The sequence below is a fragment of the Delftia sp. PX-1 genome (genome assembly GCF_055797465.1).
The window spans coordinates 791,664-814,378 of the sequence record NZ_CP184763.1 but is presented as its reverse complement, the minus strand read 5'-3'; the positions used below and the strand labels follow the sequence as shown (position 1 = coordinate 814,378).

23 protein-coding genes are annotated in these 22,715 nt (G+C 68.7%); 16 read left to right on the top strand and 7 right to left on the bottom strand.

The features are described 5' to 3' along the window. The first annotated feature begins 58 nt into the window (after window positions 1-58). The 3 genes from ACN20X_RS03785 to ACN20X_RS03775 all read left to right on the top strand — a co-directional run bounded on the left by ACN20X_RS03785 (window position 59) and on the right by ACN20X_RS03775 (window position 2,377). Window positions 59-976 (top strand): LysR family transcriptional regulator, encoded by a 918-nt coding sequence (locus ACN20X_RS03785; RefSeq protein ID WP_013804650.1) that lies wholly within the window; start codon window positions 59-61, stop codon window positions 974-976. Window positions 977-1,154: 178 nt separating this feature from the next. After that, window positions 1,155-1,619 (top strand): hypothetical protein, encoded by a 465-nt coding sequence (locus tag ACN20X_RS03780; RefSeq protein ID WP_016454004.1) that lies wholly within the window; start codon window positions 1,155-1,157, stop codon window positions 1,617-1,619. Further along, window positions 1,616-2,377: a DUF1828 domain-containing protein gene (locus ACN20X_RS03775; protein WP_016454003.1), complete on the top strand. Its 762-nt coding sequence runs from the start codon at window positions 1,616-1,618 to the stop codon at window positions 2,375-2,377. Before ACN20X_RS03780 ends, ACN20X_RS03775 begins: the two co-directional genes overlap by 4 nt. A 19-nt stretch (window positions 2,378-2,396) precedes the next feature. Here the strand turns inward: ACN20X_RS03775 and ACN20X_RS03770 are convergent, their stop codons facing one another. Further along, window positions 2,397-3,428: a LacI family DNA-binding transcriptional regulator gene (locus ACN20X_RS03770; protein WP_034348079.1), complete on the bottom strand. Its 1,032-nt coding sequence runs from the start codon at window positions 3,426-3,428 to the stop codon at window positions 2,397-2,399. Window positions 3,429-3,605: 177 nt separating this feature from the next. Between ACN20X_RS03770 and ACN20X_RS03765 the strand changes: the two genes are divergently transcribed. From ACN20X_RS03765 to ACN20X_RS03740, 6 genes are read left to right on the top strand one after another with little or no spacing between them, the layout of a single operon-like run. Then, window positions 3,606-4,595, top strand: a complete 990-nt coding sequence (locus ACN20X_RS03765; protein ID WP_016454001.1) for a substrate-binding domain-containing protein — start codon at window positions 3,606-3,608, stop codon at window positions 4,593-4,595. A 13-nt stretch (window positions 4,596-4,608) separates the two neighbouring features. Then, window positions 4,609-6,108: a sugar ABC transporter ATP-binding protein gene (locus ACN20X_RS03760; RefSeq protein WP_016454000.1), complete on the top strand. Its 1,500-nt coding sequence runs from the start codon at window positions 4,609-4,611 to the stop codon at window positions 6,106-6,108. Beyond that, window positions 6,101-7,135, top strand: a complete 1,035-nt coding sequence (locus ACN20X_RS03755; protein ID WP_016453999.1) for an ABC transporter permease — start codon at window positions 6,101-6,103, stop codon at window positions 7,133-7,135. The genes ACN20X_RS03760 and ACN20X_RS03755 overlap by 8 nt, the downstream gene beginning before the upstream one ends. Then, a complete protein-coding gene (locus tag ACN20X_RS03750; RefSeq protein ID WP_016453998.1) occupies window positions 7,132-8,169 on the top strand; it encodes an ABC transporter permease in 1,038 nt (345 codons plus the stop codon). The genes ACN20X_RS03755 and ACN20X_RS03750 overlap by 4 nt, the downstream gene beginning before the upstream one ends. Continuing rightward, a complete protein-coding gene (locus ACN20X_RS03745; protein WP_473210295.1) occupies window positions 8,166-9,035 on the top strand; it encodes a sugar phosphate isomerase/epimerase family protein in 870 nt (289 codons plus the stop codon). Before ACN20X_RS03750 ends, ACN20X_RS03745 begins: the two co-directional genes overlap by 4 nt. Then, window positions 9,032-9,673, top strand: coding sequence for a nucleoside/nucleotide kinase family protein (locus ACN20X_RS03740; RefSeq protein WP_016453996.1), 642 nt, complete (start codon window positions 9,032-9,034; stop codon window positions 9,671-9,673). Before ACN20X_RS03745 ends, ACN20X_RS03740 begins: the two co-directional genes overlap by 4 nt. A 21-nt stretch (window positions 9,674-9,694) precedes the next feature. On the opposite strand, the gene ACN20X_RS03735 is transcribed toward ACN20X_RS03740, so the two are convergent. Together ACN20X_RS03735 and ACN20X_RS03730 are read right to left on the bottom strand one after the other, a co-directional pair. Beyond that, complete coding sequence (locus tag ACN20X_RS03735; RefSeq protein WP_016453995.1) at window positions 9,695-11,296, bottom strand: gamma-glutamyltransferase family protein; 1,602 nt, start codon at window positions 11,294-11,296, stop codon at window positions 9,695-9,697. Window positions 11,297-11,468: 172 nt separating this feature from the next. After that, the gene (locus ACN20X_RS03730) at window positions 11,469-12,476 is read right to left on the bottom strand and encodes a Bug family tripartite tricarboxylate transporter substrate binding protein (RefSeq protein WP_016453994.1); all 1,008 of its coding nucleotides are present in this window, start codon (window positions 12,474-12,476) and stop codon (window positions 11,469-11,471) included. 153 nt (window positions 12,477-12,629) lie between these two features. Between ACN20X_RS03730 and ACN20X_RS03725 the strand changes: the two genes are divergently transcribed. From ACN20X_RS03725 to ACN20X_RS03710, 4 genes are all read left to right on the top strand, one after another. Next, window positions 12,630-13,550, top strand: coding sequence for a LysR family transcriptional regulator (locus tag ACN20X_RS03725; protein WP_016453993.1), 921 nt, complete (start codon window positions 12,630-12,632; stop codon window positions 13,548-13,550). A 459-nt stretch (window positions 13,551-14,009) separates the two neighbouring features. After that, the gene (locus ACN20X_RS03720) at window positions 14,010-14,669 is read left to right on the top strand and encodes a hypothetical protein (RefSeq protein ID WP_473210294.1); all 660 of its coding nucleotides are present in this window, start codon (window positions 14,010-14,012) and stop codon (window positions 14,667-14,669) included. After that, window positions 14,662-15,210, top strand: a complete 549-nt coding sequence (locus tag ACN20X_RS03715; protein ID WP_016453991.1) for a GTP-binding protein — start codon at window positions 14,662-14,664, stop codon at window positions 15,208-15,210. The genes ACN20X_RS03720 and ACN20X_RS03715 overlap by 8 nt, the downstream gene beginning before the upstream one ends. Next, a complete protein-coding gene (locus ACN20X_RS03710; RefSeq protein ID WP_016453990.1) occupies window positions 15,200-15,337 on the top strand; it encodes a hypothetical protein in 138 nt (45 codons plus the stop codon). The genes ACN20X_RS03715 and ACN20X_RS03710 overlap by 11 nt, the downstream gene beginning before the upstream one ends. Window positions 15,338-15,364: 27 nt before the next feature. Here ACN20X_RS03710 and ACN20X_RS03705 read toward each other — a convergent pair whose 3' ends face one another. Next, complete coding sequence (locus ACN20X_RS03705) at window positions 15,365-16,078, bottom strand: Crp/Fnr family transcriptional regulator (RefSeq protein WP_016453989.1); 714 nt, start codon at window positions 16,076-16,078, stop codon at window positions 15,365-15,367. Window positions 16,079-16,167: 89 nt separating this feature from the next. Between ACN20X_RS03705 and ACN20X_RS03700 the strand changes: the two genes are divergently transcribed. Further along, a complete protein-coding gene (locus tag ACN20X_RS03700; RefSeq protein WP_473210293.1) occupies window positions 16,168-18,201 on the top strand; it encodes an alkyl/aryl-sulfatase in 2,034 nt (677 codons plus the stop codon). On the opposite strand, the gene ACN20X_RS03695 is transcribed toward ACN20X_RS03700, so the two are convergent. Further along, window positions 18,195-18,926, bottom strand: a complete 732-nt coding sequence (locus tag ACN20X_RS03695; RefSeq protein WP_017405881.1) for a uracil-DNA glycosylase — start codon at window positions 18,924-18,926, stop codon at window positions 18,195-18,197. The genes ACN20X_RS03700 and ACN20X_RS03695 overlap by 7 nt on opposite strands. 233 nt (window positions 18,927-19,159) lie before the next feature. Between ACN20X_RS03695 and ACN20X_RS03690 the strand changes: the two genes are divergently transcribed. Together ACN20X_RS03690 and ACN20X_RS03685 are read left to right on the top strand one after the other, a co-directional pair. Then, window positions 19,160-20,488: a type II toxin-antitoxin system HipA family toxin gene (locus ACN20X_RS03690; protein WP_016453986.1), complete on the top strand. Its 1,329-nt coding sequence runs from the start codon at window positions 19,160-19,162 to the stop codon at window positions 20,486-20,488. 5 nt (window positions 20,489-20,493) lie between these two features. Continuing rightward, complete coding sequence (locus ACN20X_RS03685; protein ID WP_016449541.1) at window positions 20,494-20,817, top strand: helix-turn-helix domain-containing protein; 324 nt, start codon at window positions 20,494-20,496, stop codon at window positions 20,815-20,817. Here the strand turns inward: ACN20X_RS03685 and trpC are convergent. Further along, on the bottom strand, window positions 20,814-21,617 hold the full coding sequence (trpC, locus tag ACN20X_RS03680) for an indole-3-glycerol phosphate synthase TrpC (protein ID WP_016449540.1): 804 nt from the start codon (window positions 21,615-21,617) through the stop codon (window positions 20,814-20,816). The two genes, ACN20X_RS03685 and trpC, sit on opposite strands and share 4 nt — an antisense overlap. 50 nt (window positions 21,618-21,667) lie before the next feature. Further along, a complete protein-coding gene (gene trpD / locus ACN20X_RS03675; protein WP_013804671.1) occupies window positions 21,668-22,702 on the bottom strand; it encodes an anthranilate phosphoribosyltransferase in 1,035 nt (344 codons plus the stop codon). Window positions 22,703-22,715: the final 13 nt, after the last annotated feature.

Below are 22,715 nucleotides of genomic sequence, written 5' to 3'. Positions count from 1 at the left end.
TTGAATGAAAGTGGATTATTTAGAATGCACTTGTTCGCTTTTTGCCAATGACAAACTCATGTCCACACCCTCGGTCAAGCAGCTCGAAGCCTTCTGGTGGGCCGCCACCTGCAGCAACTTCGCCACGGCAGCGCAGCGCGTGCACCTGTCCGTGTCCTCGCTGTCCAAGCGCATCACGGAACTGGAGTCCGCGCTGGGCCAGCCGCTGTTCGACCGCAGCGGCCACCGCGCCGTGCTCACCGATGCCGGCCAGCGCCTGCTGCCCGCCGCGCTGGAGGTGCTCAACGCCATGGCCGCGCTGGGCCAGGCCCTGGACACGCGCGAGGCACTGGCCGGGCATTGCCGCTTCGGTGTGGGCGACCTGTCGGCGCTGACCTGGCTGCCGGCCTTCGTGGCCGCCGCGCGCCAGGCCCATCCGCAACTGGTGCTGGAGCCCCATGTGGACGTGGGCGGCGTGCTGGAGCAGCGGCTGGACGACGGCGAGCTGGACTTTGCCGTCATCGCGGGCCGCTCCTCGCGCAGCAGCCTGCTGTCCCGCCCCGTGGGCGCCGCGCGCTTTGCCTGGGCCGTGGCCCCCGGCCTGGCAGGCGCGGGCCGCCTGGGCGCCACGGCCCTGCTGCAGCGCCATGCACTGGTCACCCTGCCCCCGCAGGCCGGCACCACGCGCCTGCTGGACGACTGGCTGCTCGCCCAGGGCGCCAGCGTGCGCGAGCGCATCCTGTGCAACAGCTGGGGCGCCGTGGCCGGCATGCTGCGCGCCGGCCTGGGCGTGGGCTTCCTGCCCACCGGCTGGATCGCCGCCCTGGGCCTGCGCGCCGTCGGGGGCGCCCATCCCAAGGCCGCCCTCGCTCCCCTGCACTACGCCTTCCAATGGCGGCGCGGCGACGCCCGCGCCCTGATCCCGGCCATGCAGCAACTGGCGCAGGCGCAGGTGGATTTCACGGTGATGCCGGGGTTGGTGGGTGCAGGGCGATGAAGGCCAATGGATCCAGACGCAATACCCTTGATCGCGTTGATGCGATACAACATGCGTCAAGGTCGGCGCACTCCAGAATCAAAGGGCGAGCGCGGTTGTGACCAAGGGCAGGAGGTGAGCAGCGCCACTGCGCTGGCTGTCGGCAACTCCTGCACAAACAACATGAAAGGAGGAGAGGGTGGATAGTCTTGACGAGGCGGAGGCTCGCCAGATACTGTCAGAACGTCACTATTGCGACGACGCCGAGGCCGACGATTGGAAGTTACTGGATAAGCCACAGGGAGCGTTCAACTTTGAACAGGGCTTGGTAACGGACAGCGGCAAGGGGACAGGCCTTGTGGTCCAGTTGAACTTCTATCGCTCTTCGGATACTGGGCTCATCACCCTGAAGATGAGTGTGTTCCGTCACATGAAGAAGCAGCCCAAGGCAAGGGTTTACCAATTGCAGATCACGACGAAAAGCTACAACCCCGACAATTGGCACGATCAGGCGCATGAGCATCTGGGAGATGCACGAAACCCTGTTCCGGAGTGGAAGTCATGGCGGACTTTCCATGATGTTTTCGCATTTTTCTGTCAACGCACCAACATCGAATTCAGGCCCGCACTTGAGGATCCAGAACAGCTGAGGCTCCAACCATGATCTGCCAGAACCTTCTCAACCTGACCGGGTTTGCGTACCAGCCCATCAACGAGCAAGGCACGCTTGCAAGGATCAACACGCCCTTCTGTTTTGCCGATGGCGACCCCGTGCCTGTGTATGTGCAGAGTTTCGACAACGACGTACATCGGTTTTTCGACGATGGCCAGACCGTCCTGCACTTCATTGGCAGAGGGATGAATTTCTCGTCAGGGCACAAGCTGAGGTTCCTCAGCAACCTGGCGAGCAAACACGGGGCCTCACTCAATGCCAAGGGCGTCATAGAGATCCTGTCAACGGACTCGTCATCCGCCGACGCCTTTGCACGGTACATCTCCTGCCTTGTAGCCATCACCCATTGGGAGATGGAGCACCAGGGCGTGGACGCCGATGGATCGGCATTTGCCACGGAGGTAGCACAAGCCCTGCTCCAAAGGTACCCCGGCAAGGAGCTGCAACTTAGGCCCGAATACCTTGGAAGCTCGGGCAAGCGGCATGAGTTGGACTTCAAGATGGAAGGCTCTGGGTATCTGGCCGTCAAGCCAACGCAGCAGTCTGCGGCTCCCGCCCTCTACAAGCTGGTGGACATCACCAACCGGCAAACCAATGACGGCGAAAACATCGTGGTCGTGATCGATGACAGATTCGACAAACAGGCCGCCAAAAACACCCAGCAAGTCTTCAGAAGCATCGTCAGCGACGTGATCCACTTCAGCAAGCTTGTCCCTGCAGACTCTGCAAGCGCTGCGATCGTGCACTGAGCAGGCACAAGCCCTGAGCCTATGGCAGGGGACTCAAAATCCCCCACTCCACCAACTGCGGCCGCACCTGCACCACCTGCCCCGCGCGCAGACCTTCGCCGTCGATGGCGCGGAAGGCCTCGGCCATCAGGCCTTCGACGTTCTGGCGCACCATGTGCACCGGAAAGCGCAGGCATTCGGCATAGGGGTCCCAGTCGTAGCTGCCAAAGCTGCATTGCGCCAGTTCCGCATCGGGCAGTGCGCGCAGGAAGCGGATGGCGCCTTGCAGCGTGATGCCCGATGAGAACAGCAGCGCGCGCGGCAGGCCGCCCAGGCGCTGGTAGAGCGCGGCCATGGCAAGGCGGGCCGCTTCGGGGTCGTAGCCGCAGCAGACGATGTGCTCGTCCGCCACCGGCGTGTGGGGCGCCAGGGCTTCGCGAAAGCCGGCCAGGCGCTGCTCGGTGGCGTACTCCTTGCGGACGCCGCCCAGAAAGCAGACGGCGTCCTGCGGCGCACCTGCCGGGGGCCTGGAGCGCGCCAGCAGCAGGCGCGTGAGTTCGGCCGCACCCCAGCGGTTGTCGCTGGTGACGGAGGGCGCCTTTTTCCCGGGCAGATCCACGTTGACATGGCGCACGCCGGCCTGGCGGCATTCGGCGCTGATGGCGTCGGGCCGGGTGGCGCCCGTGACGATGAGGTGCTCCACGCGAAAGGCGATCAGCGAGCGCACGGTCTCCACCTCCAGCGCGCCGTCGCGCAGCGTGCTGACCACCAGCGGGCACAGGCCGCGCGCGTGGGCCAGGCGCTCGAAGGCCTGGGACAGCGCGCCGAAGAAGCGGTCCTCATGCGTGGGAATCACCATGCCGATCAGCCCCGAGCGCTGGCGGCGCAGGCCGCTGGCCTGGCGGTTCACGGCAAAGCTGTGTTCCTGGGCGAGCTGCTGCACGCGGCGCGCGGTCTCCTCGCTGATGCGCCGCGACTGCCAGCTGCCGTTGAGGATGGCGCTGACCGTCGAGGCCGAGGTGCCGGCCAGTTCGGCCAGGTCGTAGATGGTGGAGGTTCGGGGGCGGTTCACGGTGCTCTGCAGGGGTTGGGACGGGAGCGCTCGGCGGCCATCGTAGCCGCTGCGGCAGCGATTCGGGCGGGCCGGAGCCGGCACGCAGCAGCGGCCCGGGAAATCCCGCATCGGCAATGGAAGTCCATCTGTCTATAGTTTGCACAATCGATTGTGCAAAACAGAGGGAGGAGCGCCATGTTCCATGGATTCAGCCGGTTCTCGAGGGCACTGTTGGCCTGCACCCTGGCGGTGCTGGCAGGCGCGGCCGGTGCCGAGGATGTGTCGGTGGTGGCCAAGGTCGGGGGCATTCCGTGGTTCAACGCCATGGAGACCGGCATCCGCAAGGCAGGCCGCGAGCTGGGCATCTCCAGCGGCATGGTCGGCCCCACCGAGGCCGATGCGGCCCAGCAGGTGCGCGCGGTCGAGGACCTGATCGCGCGCCGCAGCAAGGTCATCGCCGTGGTGCCCAATGACGCCAGGGCGCTGGAGCCCGTGTTCCGGCGTGCGCGCAGCGCGGGCATCAAGGTGCTCACGCACGAGTCGCCCGAGCAGAAGGGCGCCGACTGGAACATCGAGCTGAGCAGCGTCGCGGGCTTTGGCGAGCGCCACATGGACAGCCTGGCCAAGGCCATGGGTGGCGAAGGCAAGTACGTGGTCTTCGTGGGCTCGCTGACCGTGCCGCTGCACAACGCCTGGGCCGATGCGGCCATCGCCCACCAGAAAAAACAGTGGCCGAAGATGCAGCTGGTGTCCGAGCGCTTCGGCGTGGCCGAGAGCCTGGACGACTCCTACCGCAGCGCCCAGGACCTGATGCGCGCCCACCCCGACCTCAAGGGCTTTCTGGCCTTCGGCAGCCAGGGCCCCATTGGCGCGGGCCGCGCGGTGGCCGATGCGCGCAAAGCCGAGCGCATTGCCGTGGTGGGCTCGTTCTCGCCGGGCCAGGGGGCGAAGCTGGTGCGCGACGGCGTGATCCGCGGGGGCTTCATCTGGAACCCCGCGCTGGCCGGCGAGGTGATCGTGCATGTGGGCAAGATGCTGATCGACGGCCGCGAGCCCACGGACGGCATGGAGATACCGGGCCTGGGCAAGGTGCAGGTGGACCGCGAGCGCCGCAACATCCAGGGCCAGAAGCTGGAGCCGATCAACCGGCAGACCATAGACCGGCTGGTCGGCCTGGGCCTGTGAGCCGGGCCCTGCCATGGATGCCACCACAACGGCACTGGTCCGCATGCAGGCGGTCACCGTGCGCTTTGGCGACGCCACCGCGCTGCATGCGCTGGACTGGGACGTGATGCCCGGCGAGGTGCACTGCCTGATGGGCAGCAACGGCAGCGGCAAGAGCACGGCGATCAAGGTGCTCAGCGGCGTGCACGCGCCGCAGCCGGGCGCGCGCATCGACATCGGCGGACAGCCCGTGCAGCGGCTGGACCCGGCGCTGGCCAAGTCCCTGGGCATTCAGGTGATCTACCAGGACCTGTCGCTGTTTCCCAACCTGAGCGTGGCCGAGAACATCGCCTTCGACCAGGCCATGGGCCGCTGGTGGGCGCCCGTGCGCCGCAGGCGCCAGCGCGAAGCCGCCCAGGCCGTGTTGCGGCGCCTGGGCATTGCGCTGCCGCTGGATGCGCGGGTGGGCGACCTGCCCATTGCGGGCCGCCAGCTTGTGGCCATCTGCCGGGGCATGGCGGCCCGGGCCAGGCTGCTGTTCATGGACGAGCCCACGGCCTCGCTCACGCGTGCCGAGGTCGATGCGCTGCTGGCCGTGGTGCGCCGGCTCCAGGCCGATGGCATGGCCATCGTCTTCGTGAGCCACAAGCTGGACGAGGTCATGGAGATCGCCGACCGCGTCACCGTGCTGCGCGACGGGCGCAAGCTCGGCACCTGGCCCGCCGAGCAGTTGTCGGGCCGGCAACTGGCCGCGCTGATGACCGGGCAGGAAGTGGATGAGCGCCTGCATGCGCGCGACATGTACGCCGCGCCCGCGCTGCTGGAAGTGCGCGGCCTGGGCCGCGACGGCGACTACGAGGACGTGAGCTTCGACGTGCGCGAGGGCGAGATCCTGGGCCTGACCGGGCTGCTGGGCGCGGGCCGCACCGAGCTGGCCCTGGGCCTGTTCGGCATGCGCCGGCCCGATCGCGGCAGCATCCGCCTGGGCGGCCGCACGTTGGTGCTGCGCAGCAACCGCGACGCCATGGCGGCGGGCATTGCCTATGTGCCGGAGGACCGCCAGTCCATCGGCCTGAACCTGCGCCAGTCCGTGCAGGACAACCTGGTGCTGGCCATGCTGCCGCGCCTGTCCGGCCCGCTGGGCTGGCTGCCCGCCAGTCGCCGTGCCGCCACCGCAGCCCAGTGGCGCGACCGCCTGCACATGCGCCTGCCCGCGCTGGACGCACCCGTGCACCAGCTGTCCGGCGGCAATGCCCAGCGCGTGGTGCTGGCCCGCTGGCTGGCGACCGCGCCACGCCTGCTGATCCTCGACTCGCCCACCGTGGGCGTGGACATCGGCAACCGGCAGGGCATCTTCGAGATCGTGCACGGGCTCGCCGCACAGGGCATGGCGGTGATCGTCATCTCGGACGAGGTGGCCGAGGTCCATGCCCACTGCGACCGCGTGCTGCACATGCGCGGCGGGCGCATGGCCGGCGAGTTCGTGCCGGGGGTGCATTCCGAAAGCCAGATCGAGGAGGCCGTCCATGCCTGAACACGCACACGCGCTGCTGCACCACCCCGTGGCCCGGCTGGGCCTGGCCATTGCCGCCATGGCCCTGCTGTTCGGCACCCTGGCGCCGGGCTTCTGGACGCTGGGCAACTGGATGGACGTGGCCGAGGGCGCATCGGTCACCGCCATCATGGCCGTGGGCCTGCTGGTGGTGCTGGTCGCGGGCGGCATCGACATCTCGTTTGCCGCCACGGCCACGGTGGCGCAGTACCTTGCGGCCCTCGCGGCCACACGCCTGGGCTGGCCACCGGCGGCCAGCATCGCGCTGGGCCTGGCCACGGGACTGGCGCTGGGCGCATTCAACGCCCTGCTCATCCACCGCCTGCGCGCCACCTCCATCATCATCACCATCTCCACGCTGAACCTGTACTTCGCGCTGCTGATGCATGGCACGGGCGGCCGGTCCATCTACGACCTGCCGTCGTGGTGGAGCGATTCCGTGGTGCTGGCCCGCTTCGCGGGCACCGACAGCGCAGACCCCGTGCGCCTGACCCTGCCCATCGCCGTGGCCGCTGCGGCCGCCGTGCTGACCGCGCTGCTGCTGGGCCGCAGCGCGCTGGGGCGGCGCCTGTACGCCTTCGGCGGCAACCCCGAGGCCGCCCACCGCATGGGCATCGGGCTGGGCGCCATCCAGGGCGTGGCCTATGGCTGGCTCGGCATGATGGCGGCCATCGCAGGCCTGGTGCAGGCGCACCGCGTGGGCGAGTCGGTGCCCAACGCCCTGGTCGGCACGGAGCTGTTCGTGCTCGCGGCCGCCGTGCTGGGCGGCGCCAGCCTGTTCGGCGGCACGGGCAGCGTGGGCGGCGTGCTGATGGGCGTGCTGCTGCTGGCCGTGCTGCGCAACGGGCTGAACCTGATGGGCGTGTCGCCGTATTTCTTCCAGGTGCTGCTGGGCGCCGTGGTGCTGGCCTGCGCCGCCGCAACGGGACTGCGGCGCACGCAGCGAAGAACCCGGCAGTGCAGCACTGACGCCACTCCTGCAGCGCCTTTGGCGGGGGCCGCGCCATGAACCGCAGCACTGGCGCGCCGCTGGGCCTGATCGCGCTGCTGGCGCTGCTGTGCGCCGTGTTCACGCTGCTGCTGCCCGGCAGCTTCGCCACCCTGGGCACGCTGCAATCGGTACTGCTGCAGATCCCCGAGCTGGGCCTGCTGGCACTGGCGCAGATGCTGCCGCTGGTCAGTGGCGGCATCAACCTGGCCGTGGTCGCCAGCGCCAACATGGCGGGCCTGGCCATGGCCTGGGTGCTGGTGGGAGGCCTGTCGGCGCTGGGCCTGGACCTGTCGGGCCATGAGGGCCTGCTCATCGCCGCAGCACTGACCGTGGGCGCCCTCGCCAGCCTGCTGGTGGGGCTGGCCAGCGGCTGGCTGGTGGCGCGCGTCAACGCCCATCCCATCCTCGTCACGCTGGGCACCATGTCGCTGATCAACGGCCTGTGCGTCTGGCTCACGCGCGGCAAGCCCATTGCAGGCTTTCCCGAGGCCTTCCAGGCCCTGGGCTCGGCCCAGTGGCTGGGCCTGCCGCTGCCGTTCTGGATCTTCGCGGCCGTGTGCCTGCTGGTGGGCCTGTACCTGGGCAGCACACGCCACGGGCTGGCCATCCGCATGGTCGGCTCCAATGCCGAGGCCACGCGCCATGCGGGCATCGACACGCGCCGCGTGCTGATCGGCGTCTACACCCTGTCCACGCTGCTGTGCTGGATCGCGGCCGTGCTGATGATGGCGCGCTTCAACTCGGCCAGTGCGGGCTACGCCCAGTCCTACCTGCTGGTCACGGTGCTTGCGGCCATCCTGGGCGGCACCGATCCCATGGGCGGCTTTGGCCGGGTGTCGGGGCTGTTCGTCGCCCTGCTCATCCTGCAGGTGCTGTCCAGCGGGGTGAACCTGCTGGGCGCCAATGCCCAGCTCACGCAGGCCCTGTGGGGCGCCACCATGATCGCCGCCGTGGCCGCGCGCCACCTGCTGGCGCGCTGGCGGGGCCGTGCCCGGGCACCCGCCGAACCCTCCCCTTCACGCTCTCGCAGCGTCCAACCGGAGCCCCTATGAACCCCCTCGGCATCCACGCCCTTGTCTGGGCCGGCGACCTGTCGCCGGCCTCCACCCGCCATGTGATCGAGCAGACGCGCCAGGCCGGTTACGACCTGGTCGAGCTGTCCCTGCACGGCCCCCGGCTCATGGACCTGGCGCTCACGCGTGATCTGCTGCAGGAGCACGGCCTGGGCGTGGGCTGTTCGCGCGGGCTGACCTTCGAGGCCGATGTCTCCAGCGAAGACCTCGCCGTGGTCGCGCGCGGCCTGGCGCTGCTGCAAGAGGGCGTGGACATCACGGCGCGCCTGGGCGGACGCTATTTCGGCGGCATCCTCTACGGCGCCATGGCGAAATACGGCCATCCCTGCACGCTGCAGGGCCGGCGCAACGCGATCGAGGCCGTGCGGCGCATTGCCGACTTCGCGGGCGAGCGCGGCGTCACGCTGGGCCTGGAGGTGGTCAACCGCTACGAAAGCAATCTGCTGAACACGGCCACGCAGGCGCTGGAGTTCATCGACGAAGTCGGCCAACCCCATGTCTGCGTGCACCTGGACACCTACCACATGAACATCGAGGAAGCCGACCTCGCCGCGCCCGTGCTGGCCTGCGGACAGCGGCTGGGCTATGTGCACATCGGCGAGAACCACCGCGGCTACCTGGGCGCGGGCCACATCGACTTCGCGCAGTTCTTCGGTGCCCTCGCGCAGATCGGCTACCAGGGCACCGTCACCTTCGAGAGCTTCTCGTCGGCCATCGTCAACGAGCAGCTGTCGAACGCGCTGGCCATCTGGCGCCCGATGTGGGAAGACGGCATGGACCTGGCCCTGCACGCACGCGGCTTCATGGCAGACGGGCTGGCCCGCGCGCAGCAGGCACGCGCATGACGGCCATCCTGCCGCCCGAAGCCCTGGCGCGTGCATTTGCGCTGGCACGCTCCGGCCCCCGACGCCTGCTGGGCCTGGCAGGCCCGCCCGGCGCAGGCAAGAGCACGGCCTGCGCGGCCCTGCTGCAGGCGCTGGGCCCGCTGGCGGCGGCCGTGCCCATGGACGGCTTCCACCTGGCGCAGTCCGCGCTGCAGCGCCTGGGCCGCGCGCAGCGCAAGGGCGCTCCCGACACCTTCGACTCGGCCGGCTACATGGCCCTGCTGCGCCGCCTGCGCGCGCCCGTGGCCGATGAAACGGTCTACGCCCCCGAATTCCGGCGCGCCATCGAGGAGCCCATTGCAGGCGCCATCGCCATCGCGCCCGGCGTGCCCCTGGTCATCACCGAAGGCAACTACCTGCTGATGGAGGAACAGGATGCGCCAGGCACACACTGGCATGCCGTGCGCGCGCTGCTGGACGAGGTCTGGTACGTGGACATGGACGACCGCCTTCGCATCGAACGCCTGACCCGCCGCCACGAACTCCACGGCCGCAGCCCCCAGGCCGCACGCGACTGGGTGGCGCAGGTGGACGAGCCCAATGCGCGCCGCATTGCGGCAACGCGGGGGCGAGCGGATTGGGTGTTGCGCTGGGGGTGAGGCTGCCGGACACAGCCCCGCTCAGAACGCCACCACGCCCCCATCCTTGCGCGGGTCCGATCCGCCGATGTAGTGGTCGCCGTCGCGCAGCACCAGCTGCGCGCCGCCGAAGGCGAAGACGCCATGGCCTTCCTCCACCGTGACTTCGTGGCCGCGTGCGCGCAGGGCGGCGACGACCTCGGCGTCGAAGGCGGGTTCCACGGCCACGCCCTTGCCGCCCGTCACGCGCCAGCGCGGTGCGTCGGCGGCGGCCTGGGGGTTCTGGCCGTAGCGCAGCACGCGCAGGGCCATCTGCAGGTGGCCCTGGCTCTGCATGGGGCCGCCCATCACGCCGAAGGCCATCTGGGGCGTGCCGTCGGCGTTCATCGCAAAGGCCGGGATGATGGTGTGCGAGGGGCGCTTGCGTGGCGCGACCTCGTTGGCATGGCCGGCTTGCGTGGTGAAGCCGTGGCCGCGGTTTTGCAGGCTGATGCCGGTGCCCGGCACGACCACGCCCGAGCCGAAGCCCATGTAGTTGGACTGGATGAACGAGACCATCATGCCGCTGGCATCGGCCGCCGCCAGGTAGACCGTGCCGCCGGGGCGCGGTGCGCCGTAGGTGGGCGCGCTGGCGCGCTCGCGGTCAATGAGCGCCGCGCGTTCGCGCAGGTAGCGGGCGTCCAGCAGATGGGCGGATTCGACGCGCATGTGGTCGCCGTCGGCGTTGTATTCGTGCAGGTCGGCCAGGGCCAGCTTCATGGCCTCGACCTGCAGGTGCACGGACTCCACGCCGTCCAGCGGCTCGGCGCCCACGCCCAGTGCATCCAGCATGCCCAGCGCCATCAGCGCGGCAATGCCCTGGCCGTTGGGCGGGATCTCGTGGATCACCGAATCGCCAAAGGTCTGCGACACCGTGCCGACCCAGTCGGCCTGGTGGGCGGCCAGGTCGGCCTCGGTCATGGCGCCGCCGCAGGCCTTGGCGTGCGCGGCCATCGAGCGCGCCAGTGCGCCGCGGTAGAAGGACTCGCCCTTGGTGGCGGCGATCTCCTCCAGCGTGCGCGCATGGGCTTCGCTGCGGAACACCTCGCCCGCCTTGGGGGCCTTGCCATCGGGCAGGAAGCACTCGGCAAAACCGGGCTGGTCGCCGAGCTTGGCGCCGCCCAGCGCCCACAGCGTGGCGATGGTGGGCGAGACCGCAAAGCCGTCGCGCGCATAGCGGATGGCGGGCTGGGCCAGTTGCTCGAACGGCAGCTTGCCGAAGCGGCGCGACAGCTCCACCCAGGCCGAGACGGCACCGGGCACGGTGACAGCGTTCCAGCCCTTCTCGGGAATGCCGCCCAGCGCGGCGAAGTACTCGGGCGTCCAGGCTTCGGGCGAGCGGCCCGAGGCATTGAGGCCGTGCAATTCCTTGCCGTCCCACAGGATGCAGAAGGCATCGCTGCCCAGGCCGCAGCCCGTGGGCTCGACCACGGTCAGCGCCATGGCCGTGGCAATGGCCGCATCCACCGCATTGCCGCCGGCCAGCAGCATGGACAGGCCGGCCTGCGCGGCCAGCGGCTGCGAGGTGGAGACCATGTTGCGGCCCAGCACCGAAGAGCGGTGCGAGGCGTAGGGAAGTGTCCAGTCCGTAACAGTGCTTGTCATATCAATTTCCATAGCGCCAACGCGCCACCGATAGCTTGAGGAACCGCAGGCACGGCCCAGCTCAGGGACGCCAAGCAAGGGCCTACGCCGGCCGCGCCACCCCGCAGCAAGGGCGTCGTCCCCCTCCCGCAGGAGAGGGGGAAGCGGCAAAGCCGCTCAGGGGGTGCTTCACTCAATCCAATGTGATTTTGTTGTCTTTGATGACCTGCGCCCAGCGCGCGCTGTCGGCCTGCACCATGGCGGCGAACTGCTCGGGCGTGCGCGGCGATGCGGCTTCCACGCCCTGCCTGGCCAGGCTGGCCACCACCTCGGGACTCTGGATGGCCTTGTTGAAGGCCTGATTGATCCGCGCGACAAGTTCGGGCTTCATGCCGGCCGGGCCATAGACGCCGAACCAGGTGACCGAAGAATAGCCGGGCAGGCCGGACTCGGCCACCGTGGGCAGGTCGGGCGCCAGCGCGCTGCGCTTGTCGCCGGTCACGGCCAGGGCACGCAGGCGGCCGCTGGCCACATGGGGCATGCCGGTGGGAATGGAGTCGAACAGCAGGTGCACCTGGCCTGCGGACAGGTCGGTGATGGACTGCGCCGTGCCCTTGTAGGGCACATGGGTCAGCTGCAGGCCCGCGCGCGCCGCGAAGGCCGCCGCGTTCAGGTGGACGATGGTCCCGTTGCCGCTGCTGGCGTAGTTGAGGGCGCCCGGATGGGCCTTGGCGTAGGCGACCAGTTCCTTGACGCTGCGCGCGGGCAGAGAAGGCGTGACCAGCAGGATACTGGCCGCCCCGCCGATCTCGGCAATCGGCGTGAAATCCTTGTCGGCCTTGTAGGCCAGACGGGTCATCAGGTGTGGCGAGATGGCATGCGTGCTGCTGGTGGTGAACAGCAGCGTGTAGCCGTCCGGCGAGGCCTTGGCCGCCTCGCCCGTGCCGATGGTGCCGCCCGCGCCGGGGCGGTTGTCGATGACCAGCTGCTGGCCCAGGTCCTGCGACATGCGCTGCGCCACCACGCGCGCCACGAGGTCGGTGGCGCCGCTGGCCGGAAAGGGCACGACCAGCCGCACCGGGTGCGAGGGCCAGGACGCCTGGCCCTGGGCCACGGCGGGCAGGGCCATGGCGCCAGCCAGGGCACAGGCCGCAGCCACGAGGGTGCGGCGTGGAAGTAAAACGCTGGGCAATGCCTTCATGGGCACACTCCTGGTCAGAGGGTTGGACAGCTGCAGCCGCTGCTCCCTGCAACGCCGCAACAGGCCATCGTAGAACCCTCGCCCCTTTGCCGCCATCAGCAAATTTGCAAACCTGCGTTGCCTCTGCGGCAAATTGATGACAATCGGGGCGACATGCCCGACGCCCGCCACCTTCTCCTGCAGGACACCGCGCTGCGCTACTTCCATGAAGTGGCGCAATGCGGATCGCTGACCGAGGCATCGGCGCGGCTGCATGTGGCGGCCTCGGCCATCAGCCGCCAGATCGCGGCGCTGGAGGGGCTGCTGGGCACGCCGCTGTTCGAACGCCACCCGCGCGGCATGGTGCTCAATGCGGCCGGCGAGATCCTGGCCGACCATGTGCGCCGCGCCGGCCTGGATGCCGAGCGCGCGCTGAGCGAGATCGAGGCCCTGCAGGGGCTGCGCAGCGGCCGCGTGCGCATCGCAAGCTCCGACGCCTTTGCCAACGAGTTCCTGCCGCGCCTGTGCGCGGCCTTCCAGCGCGAGCACGCCGGTATCGTCTTCGAGGTCATGGTGCTGCCCACGCCCGCCGTGCCCGAGGCCGTGCGCAGCGGCACGGCAGACATCGGCCTGTGCTTCAGCCGCGCGCCTGAAAAAGGCATTGCCGTGGCCTGCCGCGTGGCCGCGCCGCTGGTGGCCCTGGTCGCCCCCGGCCATGCGCTGGCGCAGGCGCGGCGCCTGTCGCTGGCCCAATTGGTGCGCCATCCGCTGGCGCTCACGCCGGCCGACACGGCCGTGCGCCAGCTGCTGGACGCCGCCTGCAGCCGCCAGGGCCTGATGCTGATGCCGGTGATGGAGAGCAACCACGGCAAGACCCTGCTGAACTTTGCAGCCCAGGGCGCCGCCGTGGCCGTGGCCAGCGAGATCGCCGCGCGCCACATGGTGGCCACGGGCGCGCTGGTGGCCGTGGCGCTCAGCGACCGGGGCATGGACCTGCGCGACATCGAGGTGCAGACCCTGGCCGGCCGCACGCTGCCGCATGCGGCGCAGTCCTTCCTGGAGATGCTGCAGCTCAGGCTGCCAACCTCCTGGTAATCCGCCTGGCGCCCTGGCATGGAACGCCCAGACACAAAACACGGCAAGCCTGCTGAATTTGCAATGCATTCCAAGGTCTTGGTTACAACAACCAGATAACTCCTGTTTTTCAGCGCCGCCATGGCTCCGAAAATCCGGAAGCGACAAAAAAAACGCTCAAAGCGTCTGAAGTCTCGCTGCAGGAACGCAATGCGCTAGGACTGATCCGGATACATATCGGACGATTCCGAATCACGCTGGCGAACTGCCCGCTCCCGCTCCAAGCGCTTCCTATGATGCGCCCGCATCTCCTTTGAAATCATTGGCATGCGCGGCTTGCTTTGCCGTGCGGCGCATTCAGGACAGGAAACGGCAACGTGATGGGCACAAGGAAACAGGCAGGCCGGAGCCTGCGGGCAAGGCAACTGCAATTGCGGTTGCGGTTGCGGTTGCGGCTGCAATTGCTGAAGGCAATGCGGCATGGATGAGCGTGCCACTCTCACCTTCACGCTGCGCGGCCTCGATGACCGCGACGCCAGGCTGTTCCGCTCCTTCGTGCGGCTGGTGGACCACCGCACGCAGCACCGCTGGGAATGGACGGAATCCTCGGCCGACCTGGTGGTACTACATGACGGCGTGCACGAGCAGCCGTCCAGCCGGGTGACGCTGCGCGTGGGCCGCCAGCCCCAGAGCACCCGCCCCACGGGGGACTACCTGACCCTGCCCCTGCGCGCCGACGTGGTGGAGGACTGCCTCAATGCCATGGGCCTGCGCGCCCTGGCCGTGCGCCAGACGGCATCCGGGCAACGCATGGTGGCGGCACCCCACCCCGCAGCGGCGACCGACATGCTGGTGCAGCTGCTGCGCTGGCCCCCCCAGCGGCTGCTGACAAGCGCGCACCACATGCGCCTGGCCACGTTGATGACGGGCCGGCCGACCACCTTGCAGGCGCTGTGCCGGCGCTCGGGCCTTGCGCCAGAGATCTGCGCGGCCTTCCTGAACCGCCTCGATGCCATCGGCCTGCTGCGCTGGACCGCAGCGGCACCCCGCAGCAGCGCTGCCCCGGGTCCTGCCCAGGGCATTCTCGACCGCATCCGCCAGCGGCTGGCCCAATTGACGAGAGCCTCCGTGCATGAGTGAGCTGAAGATCCTGATTTGCGGAACCGCGGGCGCGGGCAAGACCACCGCCATACGCGCCATCAGCGAGATCGCTCCGGTAAGCACCGACGTGCGCAACACCGATGCGGCAGTGGACAAGGCCCTGACCACCGCCGGCATGGACTACGGAGAACTCACCCTGGACAACGGCGAAAAACTGCACCTGTACGGCACGCCGGGCCAGGAGCGCTTCGACTTCATGTGGAACATCCTCTCGCACGGCGCGCTGGAGGTGATCCTGCTGATCGACAACAGTCGGCCCGACCCACTGGGCGACCTGGATACCTACATCAATGCCCTGTCCGCCACGCTGCGCACCACGGCCTGCGTGGTGGCCGTGTGCCGCATGGACCGGCATGGCCGGCCCGACCTCGAAGGATTTGCCCTGCACCTGCAGTCGCGTGGCCTGCTGTGCCCGGTGGTGCCGGCCGATGTGCGCGAGCGCGCGCAGGTGGCGGCACTGATCGAGTTGCTGCTGCTGCAGATCGAAGCCCTGTCGCAGGACAGCCCCCATGCAGAATGACCCCGCCCTGAAGGCGCGCACCCACCACGAGGGCCTGTTCCTGTACCTGGTGCTCGACAAGGCCAAGGCCAATCTCGCGCTGGCGCGCCGCAAGGTGCAGGACGTGGAGAATGCGCTGGTGGTCTGAACAACAGCCCTTGACTGGCTGCGCCGCTCAGAACCGCTCGGCGCACAGCGCCTGCCATTGCAGGATCTCGATCTCGCCGCGCTGCACCCGGATGAGGCCCCGCGCCTGCAGGCCCTGCAGCAGCACGTTGGTGGTCTGGCGCGAGATCGACAGCATGCGCGCCAGCTGCTCCTGCGTGATATCCAGGCGCGGCCGGGCCGGCACATCGTCCAGCCGCTCGCCGTAGCCACGCGCCATGGCCACCAGGCGGCGCGCCAGGCGCTGTGGTGCGGGCATCAGGGCCAGGTCCTCCAGCGCCGCGAAGGCCGCGCGCATGCGCCCCGACATCAGCACGCCCAGGTCATGCCAGTGCGCGGGATGCTGCTGCAGCCAGTCCAGCAGCGGCTGGCGCGGCACCTGCAGCACCTCGCTGGGCTCCATGGCGTGGGCATCATGGGTGCGCGGCGAACCGTCGAACAGCGCGATCTCGCCAAACCAGGTGGCCGGGCCCATGCGCGTGAGCAGGGCCTCGCGCGCCTGCTCGCTCTGGCCGCCCACACCGGAGAAACCGATGCTGCCGCGGACCACGGCGAACAAACCGCCCTCCAGCGCATCGCCGCGCAGGAACAGGGCTTCGCCCGCCTCCAGGCGGCGCGGCTGTGCCAGGGCCAGCAGCAAATCGGCAAACTGCGGCGCCAGTGCGCTGAACCAGCGGCCGGCGCGCAGCGTGGGCAGGTAGGAAGAGGCGAGGGAAGCTTGCATGGAAAGGGATGTCGGGTGGCTGACAGACACAGCCGGCGGGCCTGCGTATTTTCGCCGCTGACATCGAACACATGCCAGGAGACCTTCCCATGCAAGCCTCACACCCCCTGCCCCGCGCGCTGGCGCGCCCTTGCCGCCTGCTGGCCTGCCTGGCCGCCGCCGCCCTGCTGAGCGCCTGCGCAGGCAGCAGCCTGCCGGTCTCCGACATGGCCCGGCCACAGGCAGCCAGCGCGGCCACGCGCGCGGCCCAGCAGGCTGCGCTGGCGCAGCAGCCTCAGGATGACGCCCAGGCCATGGAGGACGCGCAACGCGGCCTGATCGCCTCGGCGGATGCGCTGGTGGTGCGCAATGCCCAGGGCCGGCCCATCTGGGGCATGCAGGCCTATGCATTCCTGCAGCAGGACCAGGCGCCCGACACCGTGCACCCCGCGCTGTGGCGCCAGGCCCAGCGCAACCGCGTCAGCGGCCTGTTCCATGTGACGGACAGGCTCTACCAGGTGCGCGGCCTGGACCTGTCGAACATGAGCATCATCGAGGGCGAGACCGGCCTGATCGTGGTCGATCCGCTGATGTACACCGAGACCGCCCAGGCCGCCATGGACCTGTACTACCAGCACCGACCGCGCAAGCCCGTGGTGGCCGTCATCTACTCGCACAGCCATGTGGACCATTTCGGCGGCGTGCGCGGCGTGGTGCGCCAGGAAGAGGTGGATGCTGGCCGCGTGCAGGTCATCGCCCCGGCGGGCTTCATGGCCGAGGCCGTGGGCGAGAACGTGATCGCCGGCCATGCCATGGGCCGGCGCGCGCTCTACCAGTTCGGCATGCTGCTGCCGCGCGATGCCAGGGGACAGGTGGACGCAGGGCTGGGCAAGGCGGGTGCGCCCGGCACCATGGGGCTGATCGCGCCCACGCGCGTGATCGACAAGCCGCGCGAGACCCTGCGCATCGACGGCGTGGACATCGAATTCACGCTCACGCCCGGGGCCGAGGCGCCGGCCGAGATGATCATGTACTACCCCCAGCTCAAGGTGCTGAACATGGCCGAGATCGCCGTGCACACCCAGCACAACCTGCTGCCGCTGCGCGGCGCCCAGGTGCGCGACGCGCTGGGCTGGTCCCGCCACCTGAACGACGCCCTGCACGCCTATGGCGGCCAGGCACAGATCCTGATCGCCCAGCACCACTGGCCGGTCTGGGGCCAGCCCCGGCTGCAGCGCATGCTGGCCAGCCAGCGCGACACCTACAAATACCTGCACGACCAGACCGTGCGCCTCATGAACCACGGCTACGTGGGCTCGGAGATCGCCGAGATGCTGAAGATGCCCGAATCCCTGGCCCGCGACGGCGCCACACATGCCTTCTACGGCCACCTGCGCCACAACATACGCGCCATCTACCAGCACTACCTGGGCTACTACGAAGGCAACCCGGCCCAGCTGGAGGCGCTGCCGCCCGTGCCCGCGGCACGCAAGACCGTGGAATACATGGGTGGCGCCGACGCCGTGCTGCGCCGTGCGCAGGCCGACTACGAGCGCGGCGAATACCGCTGGGTGGCGCAGATCGCCTCGCAGCTGGTCTTTGCCGACCCGGCCAACCAGGCCGCGCGCCGCCTGGCCGCCAATGCCTATGAGCAGCTGGGCTACCAGATGGAATCGGCCACGGCCCGCAATGCCTTCCTGCAGGGCGCGGCGGAGCTGCGCCAGGGCGTGCCCCAGCTACCCAGGCCCGGCAGCGCCGCGCGCGACCTGGTGCGCAGCCTGCCGCTGGAGATGTTCTTCGACTACCTGGGCGTGCGGCTGGACGCCGGCAAGGCCGCAGGCCAGCGCATCGTGCTCAACTGGACCTTCACCGACACCGGCGAGCAGCGCAGCCTGAACCTGGAGAACAGCGCCCTCACCCAGAGCCCGGGCCTTGCGCCCGCCGCCCATGCCAGCCTGCGCCTGACGCGCGCCACGCTGGACGCCATTGCAGGCCAGGAGACCACGATGGCCGAGGCCATCAAGAGCGGCCAGCTGCGCATCGAGGGCGACGCCTCCAAGGTGATGGCGCTCATGTCCATGCTGGACCGCTTCGACAGCGTGTTCCCCATCGTGGAGCCACGCCCCGAGCGGGCCGCTCAGTAGCCGTGCTGGGCGCGGAAGTCGCGCGCCTTGCCGAAGTGCCCGTTGCCGATGAAGGGCACGGGCGGGCGCAGCGCCGACAGAGGCGAGGGATGGTTGCTGGTCAGCACCAGATGGCCCCGGTCGGCCGGAATGAAGGCGCGCTTGGACTGCGCATGGCTGCCCCAGAGCATGAAGACCACGGGGCGCGTGCCCTGGGCGATGTGTCGGATCACCGCATCGGTCAGCAGCTCCCAGCCCTTGCCCGAGTGGCTGGCCGCCTGGCCTTCCTCCACCGTGAGACAGGTGTTGAGCAGCAGCACGCCGTTCCTGGCCCACTTGACCAGGCTGCCGCCCGGGTTGGGGAACGGCGGGAAGGGCACGCCCAGGTCACGCTGCATCTCCTTGAAGATGTTCTGCAGCGAGGGCGGCATGCGCACGCCCGGCGCCACCGAGAACGACAGGCCTTCGGCCTGCCCCCGGCCGTGGTAGGGGTCCTGCCCCAGGATGACCACGCGCACCTCATCGGGCGGTGTCAGCTCCAGCGCGCGCAGCGGCTGGGGCGGAAAGATCACGGCGCCGGCTTCCAGGCGCTGGTGCAGAAAGGTCAGCAGCTGCTGGCCCGTGGCACCCGCGAAGAAGTCCTCGACCAGGGGCTGCCAGTCGGGCGCAACGGGCCAGTCGGCGGGATCGGCGGATTGGAGTTGGTCGGCTTGCGCCGGGGCGATTGCGTCGTCTTGAAGGGCCATGGCGGATGGGGGCACCGCCGCCACATGCCGAGGCAGCAGCCTCCCTCAAAAAAGTACAGCTGAAATGCATGGGCGCAAGCGCCATGCCTGTTGGATCACGGCAAGCATACCTTTCCCTGCGGCGGGGAGGTACGTCCGCCTCCAACGGCGTCCTAAAGACAGACAATGGTTACACGGAAAAACATACGAAAAACCTTGAGTCAGCCCAATGCTTTACCTAGAATTTCGTGTAAATGACCGCAAACTGCACTCTACAACTGCACCACTGCAGCGCCTGGCACGACGTCGCGAGCGTGGACCTGCGCGGGCAGCAAGGAGAAGGCTGGAAGGCCAGCACCTACTCGGGCTATACCGTGGACTGGGCGGTCCAGCATGCGGGCGCCACCGATGCCCGCGCCCTTTGTGCCCGTTGGCCTGTGGGGCTGGAGCCCCTGCAGCAGGTGCATTGGCCAGTCTTTCTGATCGACATGCTGCCTCAAGGCTTTGGTCGGCGCGAGCTGCTGCAACGCCTGGGCCAATCTCCCCTGGCAGGTGCGGTTGCCGACTGGCAGTTGCTGCTGGCCGGGGCAGGTAACCCCATAGGAAACCTGCGCGTCAAGGAAGCGGCGCAATGGCTGGGCAACCATGGGGGAGGCATGCGCGGGTTCACCGACGAGGAGGTTGCGCAACGCGGCGACGAGTTCTCCGAGTACCTTGCCTCGCATGGCCTGTTTGTTGCCGGGTCCTCCGGGATACAAGGCGAGTGGCCCAAGGTGCTGCTGACACGCGCCCAGGATGGTCTGCTGTACCTGGACCACACCCTTGCGGACGAGCAGGCGGTGCAGCACTACATCGTCAAGTTCGGACGCGGCACCGACCCGCAGCTGGCCTGCATCCTCAGGCATGAGGCCACCTATATGCGTCTGGCCGCCGATCTGGGACTGCGGGTGCATGCACCGCTGGAGTTGCACCAGCGTGCGCTGTTCATACGACGGTTTGACCGGCAGGTGCACCGGGGCGCGGTCACGCGACTGGCGCAGGAAAGCATTGCCACGCTGACCGGCATGCCAGGCTTCGAAGCCGTGCCCGACCATGACACGGTCTGCCTGGAGCTGATGCGGCACTGCAGCCACCCGCAGCAGGAAGTGCTCGAATACATCAAACGCGACATTGCCAACCTGGCCCTGGGCAACAAGGACAACCACGCGCGCAACACCGCCGTGCAGCGCGGTTTCGATGGCCGCATCGCGCTCACGCCCCTGTACGACTTTGCGCCCATGTATCTCCACCCGGACGGCATTGCCCGACGCATCCGCTGGCGGGATGAACAGGGCGGCCGGCCCGATTGGGGCCGTGTGCTGGATAGCGTCTGTGCGCTGGCCGCGCAGCTCCCTCGAAAACGCCGGGGCACGCAGTCGGATCCGTTGCAGCGCGATCCACTGGTGAAAGGCCTCAAGGCCATGATTCCCTCGCTGGAGCGCATCGCCGCAGACGGTCTGGCGCTAGGGCTGGAGCCCGAGGTTCTCGGCCACCTGCGTCCCGCCCTCCTGGCACGTGCGCAGGAGCTCGCTGCGCTGCGCTGAAGACCATGGACAAGCGTTTCACCCCCATTCCCATTGCCCAGCAGCTGGAGCTGCGCAGGCAGGCCATTGACGATGTGCTGGCCCACCCCGAATGGTCTTTGCCGCAGGCCGTGCGGCATCTGAAGAAGACCATGCGGCTGACCACGGCCGAGATGGCCAAGCTTTGCGGCGTTTCCTATAGAACGCTGCAGGACATCGAGCAGGAGCGCAGCGAAGGCAGCGTGCAGACCATGAACCGCATCTTGGCCATGCTGGGGCTCAAGCTCGGGGTGGTGCGCATCGTGCGGACCCCGGATTCACCGGCCGGCCCGCACAACGACGCGTCTTAGGCAAACAGCTTGGCCAGCGCCTCCCCCGGCTCCTTGGCGCGCATGAAGGCCTCGCCCACCAGGAAGCCGTGGATACCGGCATCGCGCATGGCCTTGACGTCCTCGCGGCTGCCGATGCCCGACTCGGTGACCAGCAGGCGGTCGGCGGGCACGTTCTTTTGCAGGTCCAGCGTGGTCTGGATGCTGACCTCGAAGCTGCGCAGGTTGCGGTTGTTGATGCCCACCAGCGGGGTCTTGAGGCGCAGGGCGCGGTCCAGCTCGGCGCCGTCGTGCACCTCGACCAGCACGGCCATGTCCAGGCTGTGGGCGATCTGTTCCATCTCGGCCATCTGCGCGTCGTCCAGACAGGCGGCGATCAGCAGCACGCAGTCGGCGCCCATGGCGCGCGATTCGTAGATCTGGTAGGGATCGACCATGAAGTCCTTGCGCAGCACGGGCAGGTGGCAGCTGGCGCGCGCCTGCTTGAGATAGTCCACGCTGCCCTGGAAGAACTGCTTGTCGGTCAGCACCGAGAGGCAGGCGGCGCTGACGCCCTTGCCGTCGCCATCGGCATAGCTTTGCGCGATGTCGGCGGGGATGAAGTCCTCGCGGATCACGCCCTTGCTGGGGCTGGCCTTCTTGATCTCGGCGATCACGCCGGCCTGGCCGGCGGCGATCTTGGCGCGCAGCGCGCCCACGAAGTCGCGCGTGAGCACGCGGCTTTCGGCGTCGCGGCGCATGTCCGCGAAGGGCATGCGCTTCTGGGCGGCGGCCACTTCCTGCACTTTCACGTCGCAGATTTGCTTGAGGATGTCGGACACGTTGCTTTCCTTGGTTTCTTGTATTCGGTGGTCGATGGGGGCTGCGCGGCTCAGGCCGTCAGCCGGGCCGTGTAGGCCACGAGTTCGTTGAGCTTGGCCAGGGCCGCGCCGCTGTCCAGCGCCGCCTGGGCGCGGGCCATGCCGTCCTCGATGCTGGAGGCCACGTTGGCCGCATACAGGGCAGCACCCGCGTTCAGGCAGACGATGTCGCGCGCGGCACTCTTTTCGCCATGGAGCACGCCCAGCAGCATGGCCTTGGATTCCTCGGGATTGTCCACCTTGAAGGCGCGCGTGCCCACCATGCGCAGGCCGAAGTCCTCGGGATGGATCTCGTACTCGCGCACCACGCCGTCCTTGAGCTCGCCCACCAGGGTGCCCGCGCCCAGGCTGATCTCGTCCAGGCCGTCGCGGCCATAGACCACGATGGCGTGCTCGGCGCCCAGGCGCTGCAGCGCGCGCACCTGGATGCCGACCAGGTCCTCGTGGAACACGCCCATGAGGATGTTGGGCGCGCTGGCCGGATTGGTCAGCGGGCCCAGGATGTTGAAGATGGTGCGCACGCCCAGCTCCTTGCGCACGGGCGCCACGTTCTTCATGGCCGGGTGGTGGTTGGGCGCGAACATGAAGCCGATGCCCACGTCGGCGATGCTGCGCGCGATCTGCTCGGGGCTGAGCTGGATGTTGACGCCCAGCGCCTCCATGGCGTCGGCGCTGCCGCTCTTGCTGCTGACGCTGCGCCCGCCGTGCTTGCTGACCTTGCCGCCCGCCGCCGCGATCACGAAGATGGAGCAGGTGGAGATGTTGAAGGTGTTGGCGCCGTCGCCGCCCGTGCCCACGATGTCCACCAGGTGGCGCTTGTCCTCCACATGGACCTTGTTGGAGAACTCGCGCATGACCTCGGCCGCGGCCGTGATCTCGCCGATGGTCTCCTTCTTCACGCGCAGGCCGGTGACGATGGCGGCCGTCATCACGGGCGACAGCTCGCCGCGCATGATCAGGCGCATCAGGTGCAGCATCTCGTCGTGGAAGATTTCGCGGTGCTCGATGGTGCGCTGCAGCGCTTCCTGGGGGGTGATCTGGGTCATTGCGGTGTCTCGG

What these genes read in the sequence shown, in the direction of transcription:
- ACN20X_RS03705 (WP_016453989.1), bottom strand. Translation starts at nt 16,078, where the DNA reads ATGCAAGCTTCCCTCGCCTCTTCCTACCTGCCCACGCTGCGCGCCGGC.
- ACN20X_RS03720 (WP_473210294.1), top strand. Translation starts at nt 14,010, where the DNA reads ATGGATGAGCGTGCCACTCTCACCTTCACGCTGCGCGGCCTCGATGAC.
- ACN20X_RS03745 (WP_473210295.1), top strand. Translation starts at nt 8,166, where the DNA reads ATGAACCCCCTCGGCATCCACGCCCTTGTCTGGGCCGGCGACCTGTCG.
- trpD (WP_013804671.1), bottom strand. Translation starts at nt 22,702, where the DNA reads ATGACCCAGATCACCCCCCAGGAAGCGCTGCAGCGCACCATCGAGCAC.
- ACN20X_RS03710 (WP_016453990.1), top strand. Translation starts at nt 15,200, where the DNA reads ATGCAGAATGACCCCGCCCTGAAGGCGCGCACCCACCACGAGGGCCTG.
- ACN20X_RS03755 (WP_016453999.1), top strand. Translation starts at nt 6,101, where the DNA reads ATGCCTGAACACGCACACGCGCTGCTGCACCACCCCGTGGCCCGGCTG.
- ACN20X_RS03730 (WP_016453994.1), bottom strand. Translation starts at nt 12,476, where the DNA reads ATGAAGGCATTGCCCAGCGTTTTACTTCCACGCCGCACCCTCGTGGCT.
- ACN20X_RS03740 (WP_016453996.1), top strand. Translation starts at nt 9,032, where the DNA reads ATGACGGCCATCCTGCCGCCCGAAGCCCTGGCGCGTGCATTTGCGCTG.
- ACN20X_RS03775 (WP_016454003.1), top strand. Translation starts at nt 1,616, where the DNA reads ATGATCTGCCAGAACCTTCTCAACCTGACCGGGTTTGCGTACCAGCCC.
- ACN20X_RS03685 (WP_016449541.1), top strand. Translation starts at nt 20,494, where the DNA reads ATGGACAAGCGTTTCACCCCCATTCCCATTGCCCAGCAGCTGGAGCTG.
- ACN20X_RS03700 (WP_473210293.1), top strand. Translation starts at nt 16,168, where the DNA reads ATGCAAGCCTCACACCCCCTGCCCCGCGCGCTGGCGCGCCCTTGCCGC.
- ACN20X_RS03690 (WP_016453986.1), top strand. Translation starts at nt 19,160, where the DNA reads ATGACCGCAAACTGCACTCTACAACTGCACCACTGCAGCGCCTGGCAC.
- ACN20X_RS03735 (WP_016453995.1), bottom strand. Translation starts at nt 11,296, where the DNA reads ATGACAAGCACTGTTACGGACTGGACACTTCCCTACGCCTCGCACCGC.
- ACN20X_RS03725 (WP_016453993.1), top strand. Translation starts at nt 12,630, where the DNA reads ATGCCCGACGCCCGCCACCTTCTCCTGCAGGACACCGCGCTGCGCTAC.
- ACN20X_RS03715 (WP_016453991.1), top strand. Translation starts at nt 14,662, where the DNA reads ATGAGTGAGCTGAAGATCCTGATTTGCGGAACCGCGGGCGCGGGCAAG.
- ACN20X_RS03785 (WP_013804650.1), top strand. Translation starts at nt 59, where the DNA reads ATGTCCACACCCTCGGTCAAGCAGCTCGAAGCCTTCTGGTGGGCCGCC.
- ACN20X_RS03765 (WP_016454001.1), top strand. Translation starts at nt 3,606, where the DNA reads ATGTTCCATGGATTCAGCCGGTTCTCGAGGGCACTGTTGGCCTGCACC.
- ACN20X_RS03750 (WP_016453998.1), top strand. Translation starts at nt 7,132, where the DNA reads ATGAACCGCAGCACTGGCGCGCCGCTGGGCCTGATCGCGCTGCTGGCG.
- ACN20X_RS03760 (WP_016454000.1), top strand. Translation starts at nt 4,609, where the DNA reads ATGGATGCCACCACAACGGCACTGGTCCGCATGCAGGCGGTCACCGTG.
- ACN20X_RS03695 (WP_017405881.1), bottom strand. Translation starts at nt 18,926, where the DNA reads ATGGCCCTTCAAGACGACGCAATCGCCCCGGCGCAAGCCGACCAACTC.